This window comes from Streptomyces sp. NPDC041205, from assembly GCF_055591765.1.
Window position 1 is genome coordinate 199,312 of the sequence record NZ_JBVIZH010000011.1, and the last position, 17,367, is coordinate 216,678.

13 protein-coding genes are annotated in these 17,367 nt (G+C 73.7%); 3 read left to right on the top strand and 10 right to left on the bottom strand.

What is annotated here, in order from left to right:
- Nucleotides 1–34 precede the first annotated feature (34 nt).
- The 6 genes from ACZ6BG_RS34390 to ACZ6BG_RS34415 form a co-directional block, all read right to left on the bottom strand.
- Nucleotides 35–1,375 (bottom strand): 6-phospho-beta-glucosidase, encoded by a 1,341-nt coding sequence (locus ACZ6BG_RS34390; protein ID WP_469008903.1) that lies wholly within the window; start codon nucleotides 1,373–1,375, stop codon nucleotides 35–37.
- Between the two features lie 154 nt (nucleotides 1,376–1,529).
- Nucleotides 1,530–2,033 (bottom strand): thioesterase family protein, encoded by a 504-nt coding sequence (locus ACZ6BG_RS34395; RefSeq protein ID WP_469008907.1) that lies wholly within the window; start codon nucleotides 2,031–2,033, stop codon nucleotides 1,530–1,532.
- The gene (locus tag ACZ6BG_RS34400; RefSeq protein WP_469008911.1) at nucleotides 2,030–3,037 is read right to left on the bottom strand and encodes a 3-hydroxyacyl-CoA dehydrogenase NAD-binding domain-containing protein; all 1,008 of its coding nucleotides are present in this window, start codon (nucleotides 3,035–3,037) and stop codon (nucleotides 2,030–2,032) included. The genes ACZ6BG_RS34395 and ACZ6BG_RS34400 overlap by 4 nt, the downstream gene beginning before the upstream one ends.
- Before the next feature lie 69 nt (nucleotides 3,038–3,106).
- Nucleotides 3,107–4,009, bottom strand: a complete 903-nt coding sequence (locus ACZ6BG_RS34405; protein ID WP_469008914.1) for a beta-keto acid cleavage family enzyme — start codon at nucleotides 4,007–4,009, stop codon at nucleotides 3,107–3,109.
- Nucleotides 4,010–4,102: 93 nt separating this feature from the next.
- The gene (locus ACZ6BG_RS34410) at nucleotides 4,103–4,960 is read right to left on the bottom strand and encodes a TetR/AcrR family transcriptional regulator (protein WP_469008917.1); all 858 of its coding nucleotides are present in this window, start codon (nucleotides 4,958–4,960) and stop codon (nucleotides 4,103–4,105) included.
- 198 nt (nucleotides 4,961–5,158) lie between these two features.
- The gene (locus tag ACZ6BG_RS34415) at nucleotides 5,159–6,313 is read right to left on the bottom strand and encodes an MFS transporter (RefSeq protein ID WP_469008920.1); all 1,155 of its coding nucleotides are present in this window, start codon (nucleotides 6,311–6,313) and stop codon (nucleotides 5,159–5,161) included.
- A gap of 723 nt (nucleotides 6,314–7,036) precedes the next feature.
- Here ACZ6BG_RS34415 and ACZ6BG_RS34420 point away from each other — a divergent pair.
- The 3 genes from ACZ6BG_RS34420 to ACZ6BG_RS34430 all read left to right on the top strand — a co-directional run bounded on the left by ACZ6BG_RS34420 (nucleotide 7,037) and on the right by ACZ6BG_RS34430 (nucleotide 11,194).
- Complete coding sequence (locus ACZ6BG_RS34420) at nucleotides 7,037–9,253, top strand: terpene synthase family protein (RefSeq protein WP_469008922.1); 2,217 nt, start codon at nucleotides 7,037–7,039, stop codon at nucleotides 9,251–9,253.
- 110 nt (nucleotides 9,254–9,363) lie between these two features.
- Nucleotides 9,364–9,819 (top strand): hypothetical protein, encoded by a 456-nt coding sequence (locus ACZ6BG_RS34425; protein WP_469008924.1) that lies wholly within the window; start codon nucleotides 9,364–9,366, stop codon nucleotides 9,817–9,819.
- 7 nt (nucleotides 9,820–9,826) lie between these two features.
- Nucleotides 9,827–11,194, top strand: coding sequence for a hypothetical protein (locus tag ACZ6BG_RS34430; protein WP_469008927.1), 1,368 nt, complete (start codon nucleotides 9,827–9,829; stop codon nucleotides 11,192–11,194).
- A 3-nt stretch (nucleotides 11,195–11,197) separates the two neighbouring features.
- On the opposite strand, the gene ACZ6BG_RS34435 is transcribed toward ACZ6BG_RS34430, so the two are convergent.
- The 4 genes from ACZ6BG_RS34435 to ACZ6BG_RS34450 form a co-directional block, all read right to left on the bottom strand.
- On the bottom strand, nucleotides 11,198–13,516 hold the full coding sequence (locus ACZ6BG_RS34435; RefSeq protein WP_469008930.1) for a hypothetical protein: 2,319 nt from the start codon (nucleotides 13,514–13,516) through the stop codon (nucleotides 11,198–11,200).
- An 85-nt stretch (nucleotides 13,517–13,601) separates the two neighbouring features.
- The gene (qcrB, locus tag ACZ6BG_RS34440; RefSeq protein WP_469008931.1) at nucleotides 13,602–15,245 is read right to left on the bottom strand and encodes a cytochrome bc1 complex cytochrome b subunit; all 1,644 of its coding nucleotides are present in this window, start codon (nucleotides 15,243–15,245) and stop codon (nucleotides 13,602–13,604) included.
- A gap of 103 nt (nucleotides 15,246–15,348) precedes the next feature.
- On the bottom strand, nucleotides 15,349–16,494 hold the full coding sequence (dgoD, locus tag ACZ6BG_RS34445) for a galactonate dehydratase (RefSeq protein ID WP_469008933.1): 1,146 nt from the start codon (nucleotides 16,492–16,494) through the stop codon (nucleotides 15,349–15,351).
- Between the two features lie 93 nt (nucleotides 16,495–16,587).
- Nucleotides 16,588–17,343, bottom strand: a complete 756-nt coding sequence (locus ACZ6BG_RS34450; RefSeq protein WP_469009019.1) for an SDR family NAD(P)-dependent oxidoreductase — start codon at nucleotides 17,341–17,343, stop codon at nucleotides 16,588–16,590.
- Between the last annotated feature and the right edge of the window lie 24 nt (nucleotides 17,344–17,367).

A 17,367-nucleotide genomic window follows, 5' to 3' on the forward strand; every position in this document is an offset into this window, starting at 1 on the left:
GCGCGGTCATTTCGTGATCATGTCAGGGTGGTGCTCAGGTCAGATAGGCCAGGCCCGGGTGTGCCTGCCGGTAGCCGTCGACCAGGCGGCGGGCCACGGTCACCGAGTCGACCAGCGGGTGCAGCGCGAACGCCTTGACCGCCGTGGCGCGCGAACCGCTCTCCGCCGCGGCGAGGACCTCGCGCTCGACCGCCTTGACCGCGCACACCAGCCCCGTGGCGTGCCCCGGCAGCGGCGATACGGCCGCCGGGTGCGGCCCGGACGCGTCCACCAGGCACGGCACTTCGATGACCGCGTCCGAGTCCAGCTCGGGCAGGGTCGTGCGGTTGCGGACGTTGAGGATCAGCGTCGCGCGTTCGTCGCGGGCGATGGCCCGCATCAGGGCGAGGGCGACCCGTTCGTAGCCGCCGGACTCCATGTCCTCGGGGGCGCGTTCCCCGGCGCCCGCGGCCTCCCGGCTCTGCGCCATGTACGTCGCCTCGCGCTCGGCGCGGGTGGCGTCCCACGTCTTGAACGCGGGGGTCTCGGGGCTGCGCATCTCCTCGTAGAAGCGGGCCTGCTGGTCGCGCAGGAACGCGCCGCGGGTCCGCTCGGCCGTCCGGTAGGCGTGGACGGTCTCGCGGTTGAAGTAGTAGTAGTGCAGGTACTCGTTGGGGATCACGCCGAGCGACTGCAGCCAGTCGGCGCCGAAGAGCTTGCCCTCCTCGAAGGATTCCAGGAGGCCGCGGTCGCCGAGCAGGCGCGGCAGCAGGTTCTGTCCGTCGACCTCCAGGCCGCTCAGCCAGCCCAGGTGGTTCAGGCCCACGTAGTCGAGCCACGCCCGGCCGGGTTCGACCCCGAGCAGCCCCGCCACCCGGCGGCCGAGGCCCACGGGCGAGTCGCAGATGCCGATGACGCGGTCGCCGATGTGGCGGGCCATCGCCTCGGTCACCAGGCCCGCGGGGTTGGTGAAGTTGATGACCCACGCCTCTGGCGCGAGCCGCCGCACCCTACGGGCGATGTCGACGGCGACGGGCAGCGTCCGCAGCCCGTACGCGATGCCGCCCGCGCCGACCGTCTCCTGCCCGAGCACCCCTTCGGCGAGGGCCACCCGCTCGTCGGTGGCACGGCCCTCCAGGCCGCCGACGCGGATCGCTGAGAACACGAAGTCGGCGCCGCGCAGCGCCTCGTCGAGGTCCGCGGTGACGCGCACGGCGGGCGCGTCGGACACCCCGGCGGCCTGGTCGGCGAGGACGCGGGCGATCGCCCCGGCCCGGGCGCCGTCCACGTCGTACAGGACGACCTCGGTGATACGGCCCTCGGCGCGGTCGCCGAGCAGTGCCCGGTACACGAGGGGCACACGGAATCCGCCGCCGCCCAGAATTGCCAGCCTCACGTCTGAACCACCTTGCCCGCAGCCTCAGTGAAGAGGGAACAGTTGAACATCGCTCCGAACACCTACCACTTCGGACGATGCCATGCGGAACGCGAGGTGCCCGAACCGGGCCCCGGACCGGCGCCGAACCTCGACCAGGACCGGGACGAACGTTCTACTCAGTGGCGCCAACAGCCGCGACCGCCCGTCCCGCCCACGAAGGTGCCGCCTCCACGAACTCGGCGAGGCGCTCGCGGACCGCGTCCGGGAACGGCACCGCGCGTCCCGCCTTCTGGTCGACGTGCAGCGCGAGCAGTTCCGTCGTGGCGACCGGCGCGGCGTCCGGCGCCGGATCGGCCGCGGCGCCGTCGACGACGTACAGCTCATGGGTGAAGTGCGCCTTCTTGCCGTGCACGCCGAGGACCCGGGTGCGCACGGCGAGGTGCGCGCCCTCGGCGACGTCGCGCAGATACCGCAGATGGGCCTCGACGGTGTAGAGGGAGCAGCCGGTGGTCTCGCGGTACGCGGCGTCCAGGCCGGTGGCGTCCATCATGGCGTCGGTGGCGAACCCGAAGGCCAGTGAGTAGTAGCCCTCGCTCATATGGCCGTTGTAGTCGATCCACTCCGGCGGGACGACCTGCCGGTACGGCGCGAGACGGCGGGCGATTTCCCTGGTCACAGGGTTCCCTTCTGATCGGCGTGGTCGGAGTGGGGGGCGCTCCGGTCGGCGGCGGCCTGGCGCGGCAGCCTCCCCGTCGCGCGCAGTACGTCGATGACGCCCTGGTCGCGCTCGGCGACGAGGTCGGCGATGGTGCGCCCGGCGGCGGCCTCGTCGCACCCGGCGACCACCGCGTCGTACAGCTCCTTGTCCAGCTCGGGTGCTTCGAGCCGCGTCCACGGGGACTTCAGGGACGGCCCGAAGTGGTCGAGCATATGGGCCATGCCGCCCTCGCCGCCCGCGAGCGCGAAGGTGAGCATGGGGCCCATGAACGCCCAGCGCAGGCCGGGGCCCTCGGTGATGGAGTCGTCGATCTCCTGGACGGTGGCCTCGCCGTTGGCGACCATGTGCAGCGCCTCGCGCCACAGGGCTTCCTGGAGGCGGTTGGCGATGAAGCCGGGCACCTCGCTCTTCATGGTGATGACGGACTTGCCCGCGACCTCGTAGAAGCGCGACGCCCAGGCGACGGCCTCGGTGGTGGTCCGCTCGCCGCCGACGACCTCGACGAGGGGGATCAGGTACGGCGGGTTGAAGGGGTGTCCGACGACGAGGCGGCCCGGGTCGGCGGCCGTGGTCTGCATGTCGGTCATCGGATAGCCCGAGGTGGACGAGGCGATGACGACACCGGGCGGCGCGGCGGCGTCCAGGCGTGTCAGCAGGTCGCGCTTGAGGTCCAGCTTCTCGGGGGCGCTCTCTTGGACGAACTGGGCGTCGGCGACGGCCTCTTCGAGCGTCGCGGCGACGGTCAGGCGGTCCCGGGACGCGCCGTCGGCGAGGCCGAGCCGGGTGAGCGCGGGCCAGGCGGCGTCGACGAGACGGCGAAGGCGGGGCCCGGCGTCGGGCGCGGGGTCCCAGGCGGTGACGTCGTAGCCACGGGCCAGGAAGTGCGCGACCCAGCCGCCGCCGATGACACCGGCGCCGACGCAGGCGACGCGGCGGACTTCTTCAGGGGTGGTCGTGGTCATGGTGCGGTCCTCCGCGGTGCTCGGTACGGGGCTTGAGGCGGTGCTCACGTGCGGGGCTTGAGGCGGTGCTCAGGTACGGGGCTTGAGGCCGAGCTTCGCGCGGGCCTCGTCGGGGGTGGCGACGCGTGAGCCGAGGCTCTCGGTGATCTGGACGGCGCGCTCGACCAGTTGGGCGTTGGTCACCTTGTTGCCCTTGCCGAGGTAGAGGTTGTCCTCCAGCCCGACGCGGACCTGCCCGCCGAGCAGGATGGACTGCGCGACCCACGGCATCTGCATGCGCCCGAGCGCGAAGCTGGCCCACTGCGCGCCCTCGGGCAGCATGTTGACCATCGACTGGAGCACGCCGGGGTCGGCGGGGGCACCCCACGGGATGCCCATGCAGAGCTGGAAGACGGTCGGGTCGTCCAGGAGGCCCTCGGCCAGAAGCTGCTTGGCGAACCACAGCTGCCCGGTGTCGAAGATCTCCAACTCGGGCCGTACGCCCAGCTCCTGGATACGCTTGGCGCCCTGGCGGAGCATGTCGGGGGTGGAGATGTAGAGGTTGGACCCGTCGCCGAAGTTGAGGGAGCCGCAGTCGAGGGTGCAGATGTCGGGAAGCAGCTCCTCGACGTGCGGGAGCCGGTCGAGGCCGCCGACGAGGTCGGTGCCGGGGAGTTCACCGAGTTCCTTGAGCGGCTCGGCCGGGTCGATCACGAGGTCCCCGCCCATGCCCGCCGTCAGGTTGATGACGACGTCGGTGCCGGTCTCCTTCACGCGCTCGACGACCTCGCGGTAGAGCCGGGGGTCGCGGGACGGAGCGCCGGTCTGCGGGTCGCGGACGTGGATGTGCACGACGGCGGCACCGGCCTCGGCGGCCCGCACGGCGTCGCGGGCTATCTGCTCGGGCGTGACGGGCACGTGCGGGCTCTTGCGGACGGTGTCGCCCGCGCCGGTGAGGGCGCAGGTGATGATGACGTTGTCGTTCACGGGCATGCCGGACTCCCTTTCGGAGGCTGGGGGTTGTGGTCGTACGAAGTGCGTACGGGGTCGCGTGCCGGAGGCGCCGGGGGTACGCGGCCGGGGGGCTCAGCGCGCGGCGAGCGCGGCGTCCACGTGGGCGAGCAGGGCCGCGTGCATGTCGTCGGGGCGGGTGCCGGGGCCGTCCGGGGCGCCGGCGAGGACCTGGGTGGCGAGGCCGTCGATCAGGGCGGTCAGGTGCAGGGCGGCCGCTTCGGGGTCCACGGGCCGGAACGCGCCCTGGGCGACGCCGCGCCGGACGACGTCGGCGACGGTGGCGCGCCACTGCCGGTAGTACTCGGTGTGCAGGCGGCCGACGGCGGTGGAGCGGGCCGCCTCGGCCCACAGGTCGAGCCAGACGCTCCACTGGTCGCGCTGGCGGCCGGTGCGCGGGGTCTGGAGCTCGATGAGCTGGCGCAGTTCGTCGGCGGCGTCGGCCGCGTCGGCGATGCGCGCGGCCCTGCGCGCGGTGTCCTCGTCCATGCACCAGCGCACGGCCGCTTCGAGGAGGTCGTCGCGGCCGGGGAAGTGGTAGTGGATGGCGGCCGTGCTGGTCTCGCAGGCCTTGGCGATGTCCTGGACGCGGACGGCGTGGAAGCCGTGGTCGGCGATCAGGCGGACGGTCTCGCGGATGATCTGCAACGGCCGTCCCTCGGGCGGCGTCGCGGCCCGCCGTCCGCGCGGGGCGGCGGGGCGGGCGGCCGCCGGGTCCGCGCCGCCGCGGGTGCCGAGCAGCCAGGCGGCGTCGACGTCGGCGGTGTCCGCGATCCGGGCCAGCTCCGCCGCGGTGAAGCGCCGGGTGCCGCCCAGGGAGCGCGACAGCTTCGACGGGTCCATGACGATCCGCCGAGCGAACTCGCGCTGGGTCACGCCCGCCGCGGCGATGACCTCACGGACACGGGTGGGGACGTCGGGGTCTTGCTCCATGTCGGCCACCGTACCCGTGCATTGAGATCAGCACAACGCGTCTTCGTGATCTCTCCTTCTGTACTCATGGATCCACGCCATTGCCATGCTGACTGATGCATCAGTCACCTCAACGTCCCTCGCGGTCCGAGCGGCCTGTGCGCCCCCTGCGCCTCCCCCACCCCGTGAACCTCGTGCCCCCTGCGCAGCCGCACCGCCCTACCGCCCCCGCCGCACCCTCCGCACCGCCACCGGCGCCGACACCGCCCCCAGCACCGCCACCCACGCACACACGCCCGCCCATCCCAGCGTCGCGTACGCCAGCGCCCCGAGCGACGATCCCGTCGCGCCGCCGATGAAGGCGCACGTCATGTAGGCCGTGTTGAGGCGGCTGCGGGCCTCGCCGCTGAGGGCGAAGATCCGCACCTGGTTGGCGACCATCCCGGATTGCATGGCCACGTCCAGGAGCAGGGTGCCGAGGGCAAGGGCCACGAGCCCGGGCACGCCGCCGAGTCCGCCGAGGGCGAGGACTCCCGCCGAGGCGACGACCGCGACCAGGCAGACGGCGTTCACCGCGTCCGGGCCGCGCCGGTCGATCTGGCGGCCCGCGAACGGCGTCGCCAGCATCGTGCCCGCGTTCACCAGGGCCAGCGCCCCGACCGCGGAGGCGCCGAGGCCGTACGTCCCGCTCGTCAGGAACAGGGCGACCCCCGTCCACAGCGCCTGGAAGGCCGCGAAGGCGGTCGCCTGGTAGAAGCACGAGAGCCGCAGCAGGGGCTCCGCGCGCAGCAGCCGCAGCGACTCGGCGAGCAGCGCCGGATAGCGCTGGTTCGACGTCGGGACGGTGCGGGGCAGGCCCCGGGCGAGGACGGCCGCGATCAGGAGCGCGAGCACGGCCGTCACGAGGTACGGCGCCCGCCAGCCGAGCCATTCGCCGAGCGCGCCGCCGAACGCGCGCGAGAGCAGCATGCCGCCGATGGATCCGCTCAGGAGGGTGCCGGTGACGGCGCCGCGGCGCGCGGCGGGGACGAGTCCCGCCGCCATGGGCGCGACGATGGGGGCGATCACCGTCGTGACGCCGACGAGCACGCTCGCGCCGAGCAGCGGCGGCAGCGCGGGCGCGGCGCTCGCGGCGAGCAGCCCGGCGCCGCTGAGGGCGAACAGGGTGGTGATGAGCGTGCGGTGCGGGACGCGGTCGCCGAGCGGCACCAGGAAGAAGATGCCGAGCGCGTAGCCGAACTGGGCCGCGGTCACCACGAGGGCCGCCGTGTCGCCGGACACGTCGAGCCCGGAGGCGACGAGCGGGCTGACGGCCTGCGGGAAGTAGATGTTGCCGACGGCGACACCGCAGGCGACGGCGAGGAGGAGCACCATGCCGCGGCTGAGGGAGGCGGGCGGAGCGGGGGCTTCGGGAGCGGGAGCTTCTGGTGCGGGCGCTCCCGAAGCGTGTGCCCACGAAGCGGGAGTTGCCGAAGCGGGAGAAACCGGAGCGTGGGTCCCCGGAGCGGGAGTTGCCGAAGCGGAGGCTGCCGAAGCGGGAGTTCCCGAAGCCGCGTGGGCCAGGGCTTCCGGAGTGGCGGTCTTCGGCGAGGTGGGCGCGGAAGCGGCCGGTATCGGCCCCGGCGTGGGCGTGGTGCGTTCGGTCACGAGGGATCACCTTCGCCGCTGCGGCCCCCACGCACAAGGTGTTCCTCCCCACCACCCCTGCCCAGCCACACCCCCGCCCACCTGCACCGCTTGCCCCTTCCCCGCGCGTCGGCGAGACGGTGTCGCACGGGCGGGGCCGGCGGGAGTACGCGGCCGTGCCCGTCGTCACCTGCCGGGCGATCGGCACCGCGCTGCCCGACCCCGGCGCCCACCTCGTGCCCGGCTGGACGGCGTACCGCACGCCGACCGGGACCGCGAAGCGCGCACCGGGTGCCACGCCCACGACGCCGCTCCCTCAACAGCCGCCCCCGCACGGGCGTTTGACTCCCGGGCCGATTTCGACGCGTCGTATCACGCGATGGTGTGACCGGGGGCGGTGCCCCGCATCCGACGGCGCCTCCGGGGTAGTGCTCGGCTGCCCGTACGCCGTCCGCGAGGAGAGAGCCCCGTATGCCCCAGCCGTCACGCCCCTTCGAACTGCCGAGCTTCTACATGGTGCATCCGGCGCGCCTCAACCCCCATGTGGAGGAGGCGCGTGCGCATACCCGGGAGTGGGCGCGGACCATGGGGATGCTGGAGGGCTCCGGGGTCTGGGACACGGCCGACCTGGAGGCGCACGACTACGCGCTGCTGTGCGCGTACACCCACCCGGACTGCGACAGCGCGGCCCTGTCCCTGGTCACCGACTGGTACGTGTGGGTGTTCTTCTTCGACGACCACTTCCTGGAACTGTTCAAACGCACCCAGGACCGGGTGGGCGGCAAGGCCTATCTCGACCGGCTGCCCGCGTTCATGCCGATGGACCTCGCGACACCGATGCCGGAGCCCACCAACCCGGTGGAGGCGGGCCTCGCCGACCTGTGGAAGCGCACCGTGCCCAGCATGTCCCTGGAGTGGCGGGCCCGCTTCGCGGAGAGCACCCGCAATCTCCTCAACGAGTCGCTGTGGGAGCTGTCCAACATCAACGCGCACCGCGTCGCGAACCCCGTCGAGTACATCGAGATGCGCCGCAAGGTCGGCGGCGCCCCGTGGTCGGCGGGGCTCGTCGAGTACGCGACGGGCGCGGAGGTACCGGCGGCGGTGGCCCGGTCGCGGCCGCTGCGGGTCCTCAGGGACACGTTCGCCGACGCCGTGCACCTGCGCAACGACCTGTTCTCCTACCAGCGGGAGGTCGAGGAGGAGGGCGAGCTGAGCAACGGCGTCCTGGTCCTCGAAACCTTCCTCGGCTGCTCCACGCAGGAGGCGGCCGACGCCGTCAACGACCTGCTCACGGCCCGGATGCAGCAGTTCGAGGACACGACGTTCACCGAACTCGCCCCGCTGTGCGCCGAGAAGGCACTGACGCCGAGGCAGAGCGCCGACGTCCTCGCGTACGTCAAGGGGCTCCAGGACTGGCAGTCCGGCGGCCACGAGTGGCACATGCGCTCCAGCCGCTACATGAACGAGGGCGCCGTCGACCGTCCGTCGCCGCTCGCGGGCCCCACCGGCATCGGCACGTCCGCCGCCAGTATCAAGGCCCTCATGGCCGCGACCGGCGCCCAGCGCGTGCGCCGCTTCACCCACGTCCCGTACCAGCGCGTCGGCCCGTCCGTGATCCCCGACTTCGACCTGCCCTACACGACCACCCTCAGCCCCCACCTCGACCGCTCGCGGCGCGAGGCCGTCGACTGGGCCGACCGCATGGGCATGCTGGAGCCCCAGCCGGGCGTGCCCGCCTCGCACATCTGGGACGCCCGCAAGCTCGCCGGGTACGACTTCCCGCTGTGCGCCGCGGGCCTGCACCCGGACGCCACACCGGAGCAACTGGACATCGGCTCGTGCTGGCTGACCTGGGGCACGTACGGGGACGACTACTACCCGGTGGTGTTCGGCAGGAGCCGGGACCTCCTCGGCGCGAAGGTGTGCACCGACCGCCTTCTGCTGTTCATGCCGCTGGACTGCTCGCCGACGCCTCCGCCCGCCAACGCCCTGGAGCGGGGCCTCGCCGATCTGTGGGCGCGCACGGCCGGACCCATGGACGCAGAGGGGCGCGCCCTGCTCCACCGGACCCTGGTGGACATGACGGACAGCTGGCTGTGGGAGCTGGCCAACCAGGCGCAGAACCGCGTCCCGGAGCCGGTCGACTACATGGAGATGCGCCGCCACACCTTCGGCGCGCACTTCACGATGAGCCTGTGCCGCTTCGGGCACGGCAAGCGGGTGCCCCCGGAGGTCTACGCGAGCGCGCCGGTGCAGAACCTGGAGAACGCCGCCGCCGACTACTCGATGCTCATGAACGACGTCTTCTCGTACCAGAAGGAGATCGAGTACGAGGGCGAGGTGCACAACGCGATCCTCGTCGTGCAGAACTTCTTCGACTGCGACTACCCGACGGCGCTCGGCATCGTCGACGACCTCATGAGGTCCAGGATGAGCCAGTTCCAGCACGTCGTCGCGCATGAACTTCCCGTTCTGTACGACGAGTTCGACCTCGACCAGGAGGCGCGGGACATCCTCGACGGCTATGTGGAGGAGCTGAAGCACTGGATGGCCGGGATCCACATCTGGCACCGCGACTGCCGCCGCTACCGCCAGGAGGACCTCTCGCACGGGCCGCTGCCCGAACCGACGGGGCTCGGCATGGAGGTGGTGCGGCCCGGCTGGCTGCGGGAGCCGGCCGCGCCCTGAGCCGTCCGCGGCCCGGGCGGGGGCGGGTAAGGTCGGCGGTCGGGCCGATCACCGGGGTCGGTCCGGGGCCGGCGCGGTCCGGCCCCGGGAACGTGGGGAGGACGCGCGCCGTGCGGGAGCCGAACCACGTCCACCCGGCCGCCCCCGGCGCCCCCGCCCGCTGGCGCACCGTCGCCCCCGAACGGACCGTGCTCGGCGTCATCCACAACGTGACCTCGGCGACCCGGCTGCTCGACCTGCTCACCGTCTTCGACGGCGACCGGCGCGTGCAGACCTTGTTCACCTGCACCGACTCCTCACCGTTCGCGGACGGCATCGCGGAGTTCGCCGCCACCCGCGAACTCCCCTTCCTCTCCTGGGACGAGGCGGTGAAGGCGGAGTTCGACCTGGCGGTCAGCACGAGCCGCGGCGGAGCCCTGCACAGCGTCTCCGCTCCTCTCATAGGAGCCCCGCACGGCGCCGGATACAATAAGAGACTCAGCAGCCGGGAGCCGGGAGCCGGGAGCCGGGAGCCGGGAGCCGGGAGCCGGGAGCCGGGAGCCGGGAGCCTTCGGTCTGACGGCTGAATGGCTTGTGCACGACGGCGAGTTGATACCGTCCGCCGTCGTCCTCTCCCACGAGGAACAGCTCGCCCGCCTCCGCGTCGGCTGCCCCGAGGCCCTGCCCGTGGCGCACGTCGTCGGCGACCCCTGCATGGACCGGCTGCGCGCCTCCCTCCCCTTCCGCGCGGAGTACCGCGCCGCACTCGGCGTCCGCCCCGACCAGCGCCTGCTCGTCCTCAGCTCGACCTGGGGCCGCCGTTCCCTCCTCGGTGCCGCGGGCGACCTCGTGCTCCGCGCGCTCGCGGAGCTGCCCCACGACTCGTTCCGCGTTCTCGCCGCCGTGCACCCCAACGCCTGGTACGGACACGGGGGTTGGCAGATCCGCACCTGGCTGCGGCCGCACCTGGACGCCGGGCTCCTGCTCCCCCCGCCCGCGGACGACACCTGGCAGGCGGCACTGTGCGCGGCGGACGCGTTCATCGGCGACCACGGCTCGGTGACGCTGTACGCGGCGGGGCTCGGCCTGCCCGGACTGCTCGGCGCGTTCGACGAGGACAGCGTGGCGGCGGGCTCCCCCATGGCGGCCCTCGGCGAGGCGCTGCCCCGCGTCTCACCCACGCGGCCGCTCGCCGCCCAACTGGAGCGCGCCGTCCGCGACCAGGCGACGGACCCGCGGCTCGCCGCGGTCACCTCGCAGATCACCTCCCACCCGGGCGAGGCCCCGGCACGCCTGCGCCGCCTCTGCTACCGCATGCTCGAGCTGGACGAACCCGCCGTCCCACCCGCGCCGCGCCCCGTCGACGTACCGCGGGACCTGCCTCCGACACCTCGCTCGCCCGTGGAACAACCCCTGTTCGTGGAGGCCCTGGTGACGGCGGTCGACGACGCCGACGCGGCCACCGGTTCCGACCGGCCGACCGCGCCCACCGGGCCGACCGAGCTCCTGATCCGGCGCTACCCCGCCCACGCCCGGGCCGCCGCTGCCCCGCACCCACCGCTCACCGACGCCCACGTCGCCGTCACCGCGGGCGAGCCCGAGGCGCGTTGGGCGCACGCGGCGGACGTGGTCACGGCCCGTACCCCCGCGCCAGGACCCCACCTCGCTTCACTGGCCGACGAGTTGTTCACGGCCCACCCCGGCTGCGCACTGATCGCCGTGCCGCAGGAAGGCGGCGGGTGTCTCCTCCGCACCCGCAACGGCACGTCCCTGCTGGGGCGTTGGGAGTCGCCTCCCGCCTGGGCGACGGCTTCGCTCACCGCCTCCGTGGCGTACACCTGTCTGCTCCAGCACGGGGACGACTGGGAGGGCGAGGTGCGGGTGCGGCTCGCTCCGGACGGCGTACCGGCGCGCCTGTGGGTGGGGCGCCTCGGCGCGGACCCCGCGCCGTACAACGGCTGACGGTCACCCGTCGGACCCCTCCCCCAGCCGCTCCCGCGCCCCGGCGGCCCCCACGCTCCCCAACGTCCGGTACGTGTCGAGCGCCGCCCGCCAGTCCTCCCGTGCCCGCGCCCCGTCGCCGCGGGCCGCCCACGCGTCGCCGCGGGCGAGGCGGGCGTCGGCCTCCTCCTTGGGGGCACCGCGCTCCTGGAGGAGGGCGATCGCCTCGTCCAGCGGGGCGACGGCCTCGTCGGCGCGGTCGGCGGCCAGGCGGGCCTGGGCGTAACGGGTCAGCGCGCGGGCCTCGTTGTAGCGGTCGGGGGTGGGCAGCTCGGCGAAGAGCCTGCGGGCGCCGAGCAGGGCCGCGGCAGCCTCCTCGTGGAGGTGGGCCGCGCTCGCCGTGCGCCCCATGTGGTACTGGAGCAGCGCACGGCCGCGCGGGTGCGCGAGGTCGCCGAGCGCGCGCAGCGCCTGCCGGAAGCAGTCCAGGGCGTCCTGCGGGCGGCCCTGCTCCACGGCGACCTGGCCGAGGCCTTCGAGCGCGGAGGACTCGGTGCGGGCGTGCCCGGCCGCGCGCGCCTGGCGCAGGGCGAGCCCGTAGTGGTGACCGGCCCGCTCGACGCTCTCCGCGCCGCCCTGGTCGAAGAGGGCGAACGCCAGCTCGTAGTGGCAGCGGGCCAGGACGAGCTGGGCGTCGTCGGGCGCCGCGGCATCGTCGGGCGCCGCGCCATCGCCGGGCGCCGCGCCATCGCCGGGCGCCGCGCCATCCCCGGCAGCCTGGCCCGGCCTCGCACCCGCCACATCCGCCGCGTTCGCCGCGTTCGCACCCCCGGACGCCCCCGGCACCCCGGACGCACCCGCCGCACCCCCCTCCACGATCCGCTCCCCCGCCCGCACCGCCCGCTCCGCCACCTCCACCCACAGCGTGTGGTGCTTGCGGCGGAAGAAGAAGCCGCGCAGTGCCTCCGCGAGGTCGCACACGGTGCGGTCGTGGCCGCGGGCGAACTCCAGGGCAGTGAGGGCGGCGGCGTTCTCGCGGTCCGGTTCGAGGGCGTCCAAGGCCTCGGCCTCACTGCCGAACACGCCCTCCAAGAGGGCGGGTTGGCGGAAGATCCCGGCCCGGCGCCAACGGCCGGACACCAGGTGCTCGGCCGCCGCGGCCCGACGCAGGTACCAGTCGGTGACGCGGGCCGCCACCGCCGCGGCCTCGTCGGCATCCGCGCGGGCGAGGTCGGCCGCGTACTCGTGGAGGAGACCGTTCATGCGGCAGCGGCCGGGCGCGGGGCGTTCGAGGAGGTTGCCGTTGAGGAGCGTGCGCCGCGCCCGCGCGCCCGCTTCGGGGCCGCCCGCCAGCTCGTCGACGAGGGCGTCGGCGAACTCGGGCGTCGGGTTCAGGCCGAGCCCGCGGAACAAGGCGGCCGTCGCGGGTTCGAGCGCCGCGTAGGAGTCCTCGAACACGGACCGCAGGGAGTACGTGTGCGGGTCGTCGGGCACGGTCAGCGCCTCCTGGAAGGTGGGCAGGGCCAGGAGTCTGCGGACGAACTCCTCGACGCCGCCCTCCAACGGGTCAGCGGCGCGCGCCCCGGCGAGCCGGGCGGCGGCGGGCAGGCCCGCGAAGGCGGGGATGACGGTGCGCAATAACTCCCGCCCCCGGTCCGTGAGTTCGGCGGCCATGGCGCGACCGGCCGTGTCCAGGAACAGCTCCCGGCAGGACTCGTCGTCGAGCCCGGCGAGGCGCACGTACACGGGTTCGGCCCCGGGCAGGACGGGGCGCAGGCCGTTCAGGAGCAGGCGGCTGGTGAGGACGACCATGCTCCCCGGGTGCCCCGGAAGCAGCGGCGGGACCTGACCGGCCGTCACCACGTCGTCGAGCAGCACCAGGCAGGGTTCGTGCGCGGTGAGGTGGCGGTAGTACGCGGCGAGCGGCGCCAGGTCGCCGGGCATCTCGGCGCGTGGGGTGCCGAGCGCGGCGACGAACGACTCCAGGACGGAGCGGATGTCGGCCGGTTCCAGGGCGCCGCGCGGGCTCATGTCGGCGTAGAGGACGCCGCCGGGGAAGTCCCCGCGCCGCCACGCCGACCAGTGCAGGACGGCGCCGCTCTTGCCGATGCCCGGCGGCCCCGTCACCGCGACGACCTCGGCGGCGGCGCGGTCGGCCCGGGCGTCGGCGACGCGGTCGAGGGCGGCGCGCACCGGCAGCCGGTCCACGAGCCGGCCGGGCGCGGCGGGCGCCATGAACGGCACCCGCGGGGCCCGCACTTCACCGCTCACGCACTGCCGCACCGTGACGTGCCGCGCCTGGATGACGTCGCGGAAGGTCCCGCCCGAGATGTTGTTGGCCACCGAATCCACCCGGGCAGTCTTCCAGGGCACCGCGCCGGACGGAACGCCACCTCGCACCCCGGGCGGACCATCGGCCCGGCGCGTCTCAGTGGTGCCCGTCCCCGCTGTGAATCCGCCGGTACTCCTCCGCCGTGGCCTTCGGCACCTGCGCGGCCGGCCCGTACATCGCCCGGGAGAGGCGGGCGCGCAGCCGCTCCGCGCGGGGCACCTTGCGGGCCACGCCGTTCGCGTCGACCAGGGGGCCCACCTCGTAGGGGCGGGGCTGTTCGTGCGCGGTGAGCCTGTACCGCTCGGCCTGGCTGAGGGGCTGGTGGACCTCGACGTACTCGCCGTGCGGGAGGCGTTTGATGATGCCGCTCTCCCGCCCGTGCAGCACCTTGTCGCGGTCGCGGCGCTGCAGCCCGAGGCAGATCCGGTGGGTGACGAAGAAGGCGAGCGGCGGGGCGACGAAGAAGGCGACGCGCACGAACCAGGTGATGGCGTTGATGGAGAGGTGGAAGTGCGTGGCCCACAGATCGTTGCCGCCGCCGACCATCAGCACGCCGTACAGCGTCAGCCAGGCCACGCCGAGACCCGTGCGGACGGGCGCGTTGCGCGGACGGTCGGCGATGTGGTGCTCGCGTCTGTCCTTGGTGACCCAGGACTCGATGAACGGATACACCCCGATCGCCGCCATGATCAGCGGGAACAGCGCGAAGGGGATGAAGACGCCCAACTGCAGGGTGTGGCCCCAGGCGTTGATCTCCCAGCTGGGCATCACCCGGATGAGCCCCTCGGAGAAGCCGAGGTACCAGTCGGGTTGGGCGCCGGTGCCGACGAGATCGGGCCGGTAGGGCCCGAGAGCCCATACGGGGTTGATCGTCGCGATGGCGCCCATCAGGGCGAGGACGCCGAAGACGAGGAAGAAGAAGCCGCCCGCCTTGGCGACGTAGATGGGCAGGAAGGGCGCGCCGACCACGTTCTTCTCGGTGCGCCCGGGCCCGGCGAACTGGGTGTGCTTGTGGTAGAAGACCAGGATCAGATGGGCGACGACCAGGCCCAGCATGATGCCCGGCAGCAGCAGGACGTGCACGGCGAAGAGTCTCGGGATGATGTCGTGGCCCGGGAACTCCCCTCCGAAGAGGAAGAAGGAGAGGTACGTGCCCACCACCGGGACGGACAGGATGGCGCCCTGCGCGAAGCGGATGCCCGTGCCGGACAGCAGGTCGTCCGGGAGCGAGTAGCCGGTCAGGCCGGTGATGAGGCCGAGCATCAACAGGGTCCAGCCGAAAACCCAGTTGATCTCGCGCGGCTTGCGGAACGCGCCGGTGAAGAACACCCGCATCATGTGCACGAGCATCCCGGCGACGAACACGAGCGCCGCCCAGTGGTGGATCTGCCGGATGAGCAGACCGCCGCGCACCTCCATGCTGATGTCGACGGTCGACTCGTAGGCGCGCGTCATCAACACGCCCTTGAGCGGTTCGTAACTGCCGTTGTACTCGACCTCGATGCCGCTCGGCTCGAAGAACAGGGTGAGCCAGACACCGGTGAGGATCAGGATCAGGAAGCTGTAGAGACAGATCTCGCCGAACATGAAGGACCAGTGGTCCGGGAACACCTTGCGCATCTGGGTCTTGGCGAGGGTGTGCACGCCGAGGCGGCTGTCCGCCCAGTCGGCGACGCGTTCACCCTTGCCGGGGCCGGTGTCGCGCTTGCCGGGGCCGGTGTTGCGGGCGCGTTCGCTCATGCGGCTCCCCCCTTGGGCGGCTACCAGGGTAGGTGCGCCGCACCCCTCGGCGACAGGGTCGTGCGGCCCGTGGGGAAGAACGCCCCCTTGGCCCCCGCCGGCCTCACCACTCCGCGAGGGAACCGTCCGGGTGCCGCCACACGGGGTTGCGCCAGGCGTGCCCGCCCCGGTCGGCCGCCCGCACGGCCGCCTCGTCGATCTCGACGCCGAGTCCGGGCAGGGTCGTGCGGTGGGCGTGCCCGTCGGTGAAGCGGAACGGCTCGGTGTCCACGACGTACGACAGGAGGTCGGCGCTCTTGTTGTAGTGGATGCCGCGGCTCTGCTCCTGGATGAGGAAGTTCGGTGTGGTGAAGGCGAGTTGGAGGCTCGCGGCGAGCGCGATCGGGCCGAGCGGGCAGTGCGGGGCGAGCAGCGCGCCGTGGGTCTCCGCGAGGGCGGCGATGCGCTGGACCTCCGTGACGCCGCCCGCGTGCGACAGGTCGGGCTGGGCGACGGCGATGCCCGCGGTGAGGGCGGGCAGGAACTCGGCGCGGCTGTAGAGGCGTTCGCCGGTGGCGATGGGGACGGGGCTCGCCGCGACCAGGGCGGGCAGGAGGTGGCTCTGGTCGGGCAGGAGCGGCTCCTCCGCGAACAGCGGGTGCAGCGGGGCGAGTTCGGCGAGGACGCGGCGGGCGCTCGCGGGGGTGAAGCGGCCGTGGAAGTCGACGGCCACGTCCCGGTCGGGGCCGAGGGCCTCGCGGGCGATGGCGACGCGGTCGACGACGGCGGCGGTCTCGGCGGGCGTGGTGAGCGGCGAGGTGGCCCCGGCCGCGTTCATCTTCACGGCGGTGAAGCCCGCCTCGACCTGCTCGGCGATGTGCTCGGCGAGCACGGCGGGCTCGTCGCCGCCGACCCACGCGTACACCCGCGCCCGGTCCCGCACGGGTCCGCCGAGCAGGGCGTGCACGGGCGCTCCGTACGTCTTGCCCGCGATGTCCCACAGGGCCTGGTCGATGCCCGCGACGGCGCTGGAGAGGACGGGGCCACCGCGGTAGAAGCCGCCCTTGGTGAGCACCTGCCAGTGGTCCTGGATCCGCAGCGGGTCCTTGCCGATCAGGTACTCGGCGAGTACGTCCACGGCGGCGCGCACCACCTCGGCGCGCCCCTCGACGACGGGTTCGCCCCAGCCGACCACGCCGTCGTCGGTCTGCACGCGGCAGAACAGCCAGCGCGGCGGGACGAGGAAGGTCTCCACGCGGTCGATCATCATGGGGTGTCCGTCTCTCCTCGCTCGGGGCGGCGTGCGGTGGGGGTGCGCGGCGGATCAGGTGCGTGGCAGGGGGGGCGAGGCGGTCGGGTCCGCTCAGGCGGAGTCCTTCACCACGCTCCAGCCGCCGTCCACGGTCAGGCTCGTCCCGGTGATGTACGACGCCTCGTCGGCAGCGAGGAACGCGATGGCCGCCGCCACCTCCTCCGGCGCCCCGAACCGCCCGGCCGCCGTCCCCTCGACGCTGCGCGCCCGGTCCGCCTCGCCCACGTCCCCCCACGCGGGCGTCAGGATCGGCCCCGGCAGGACCGCGTTGACCCGCACCTCGGGGCCGTACTCGACGGCGAGCTGCCCGCACAGGGAGACCAGGGCGCCCTTGCTCGCCGCGTAGGCGGGGCGGCCCGGGATGCCGGCGCGGGCGTGCACGGAGGAGGTGAGGACTACGGCGCCGCGGTGGGCGCGCAGGTCGGGCAGGACGGCCTTGACGCCGAGGAACGTACCGGTGAGGTTCACCGCGAGCTGGTGCTCCCAGGAGGCCTGGGTCATGGCGTGGGCGGGGGCGATCTCACAGGCGTAGGCGTTGCCGGAGAGGACGCCGACGGGGCCGAAGCTGTGGGCGGCCGCGAGGACCCGGTCCCAGTCGGCGGCATCGGCGACGTCCGCGCGGACGAACACCGCGCTGCCGCCCTCGGCCCGGATGCCCTCCGCGACCGGCTCGCCGCGGCCCGCGTCCACATCGGAGACGACGACGGCCGCGCCCTCGGCGGCGAGGCGCACGGCGGTGGCGGCACCGATGCCGGAGGCGCCGCCGGTGACCACGGCGACCTTGCCGGTGAAGCGGGCGCCGGGCAGGGCTGCGGCTGGGGAACCGGTGGG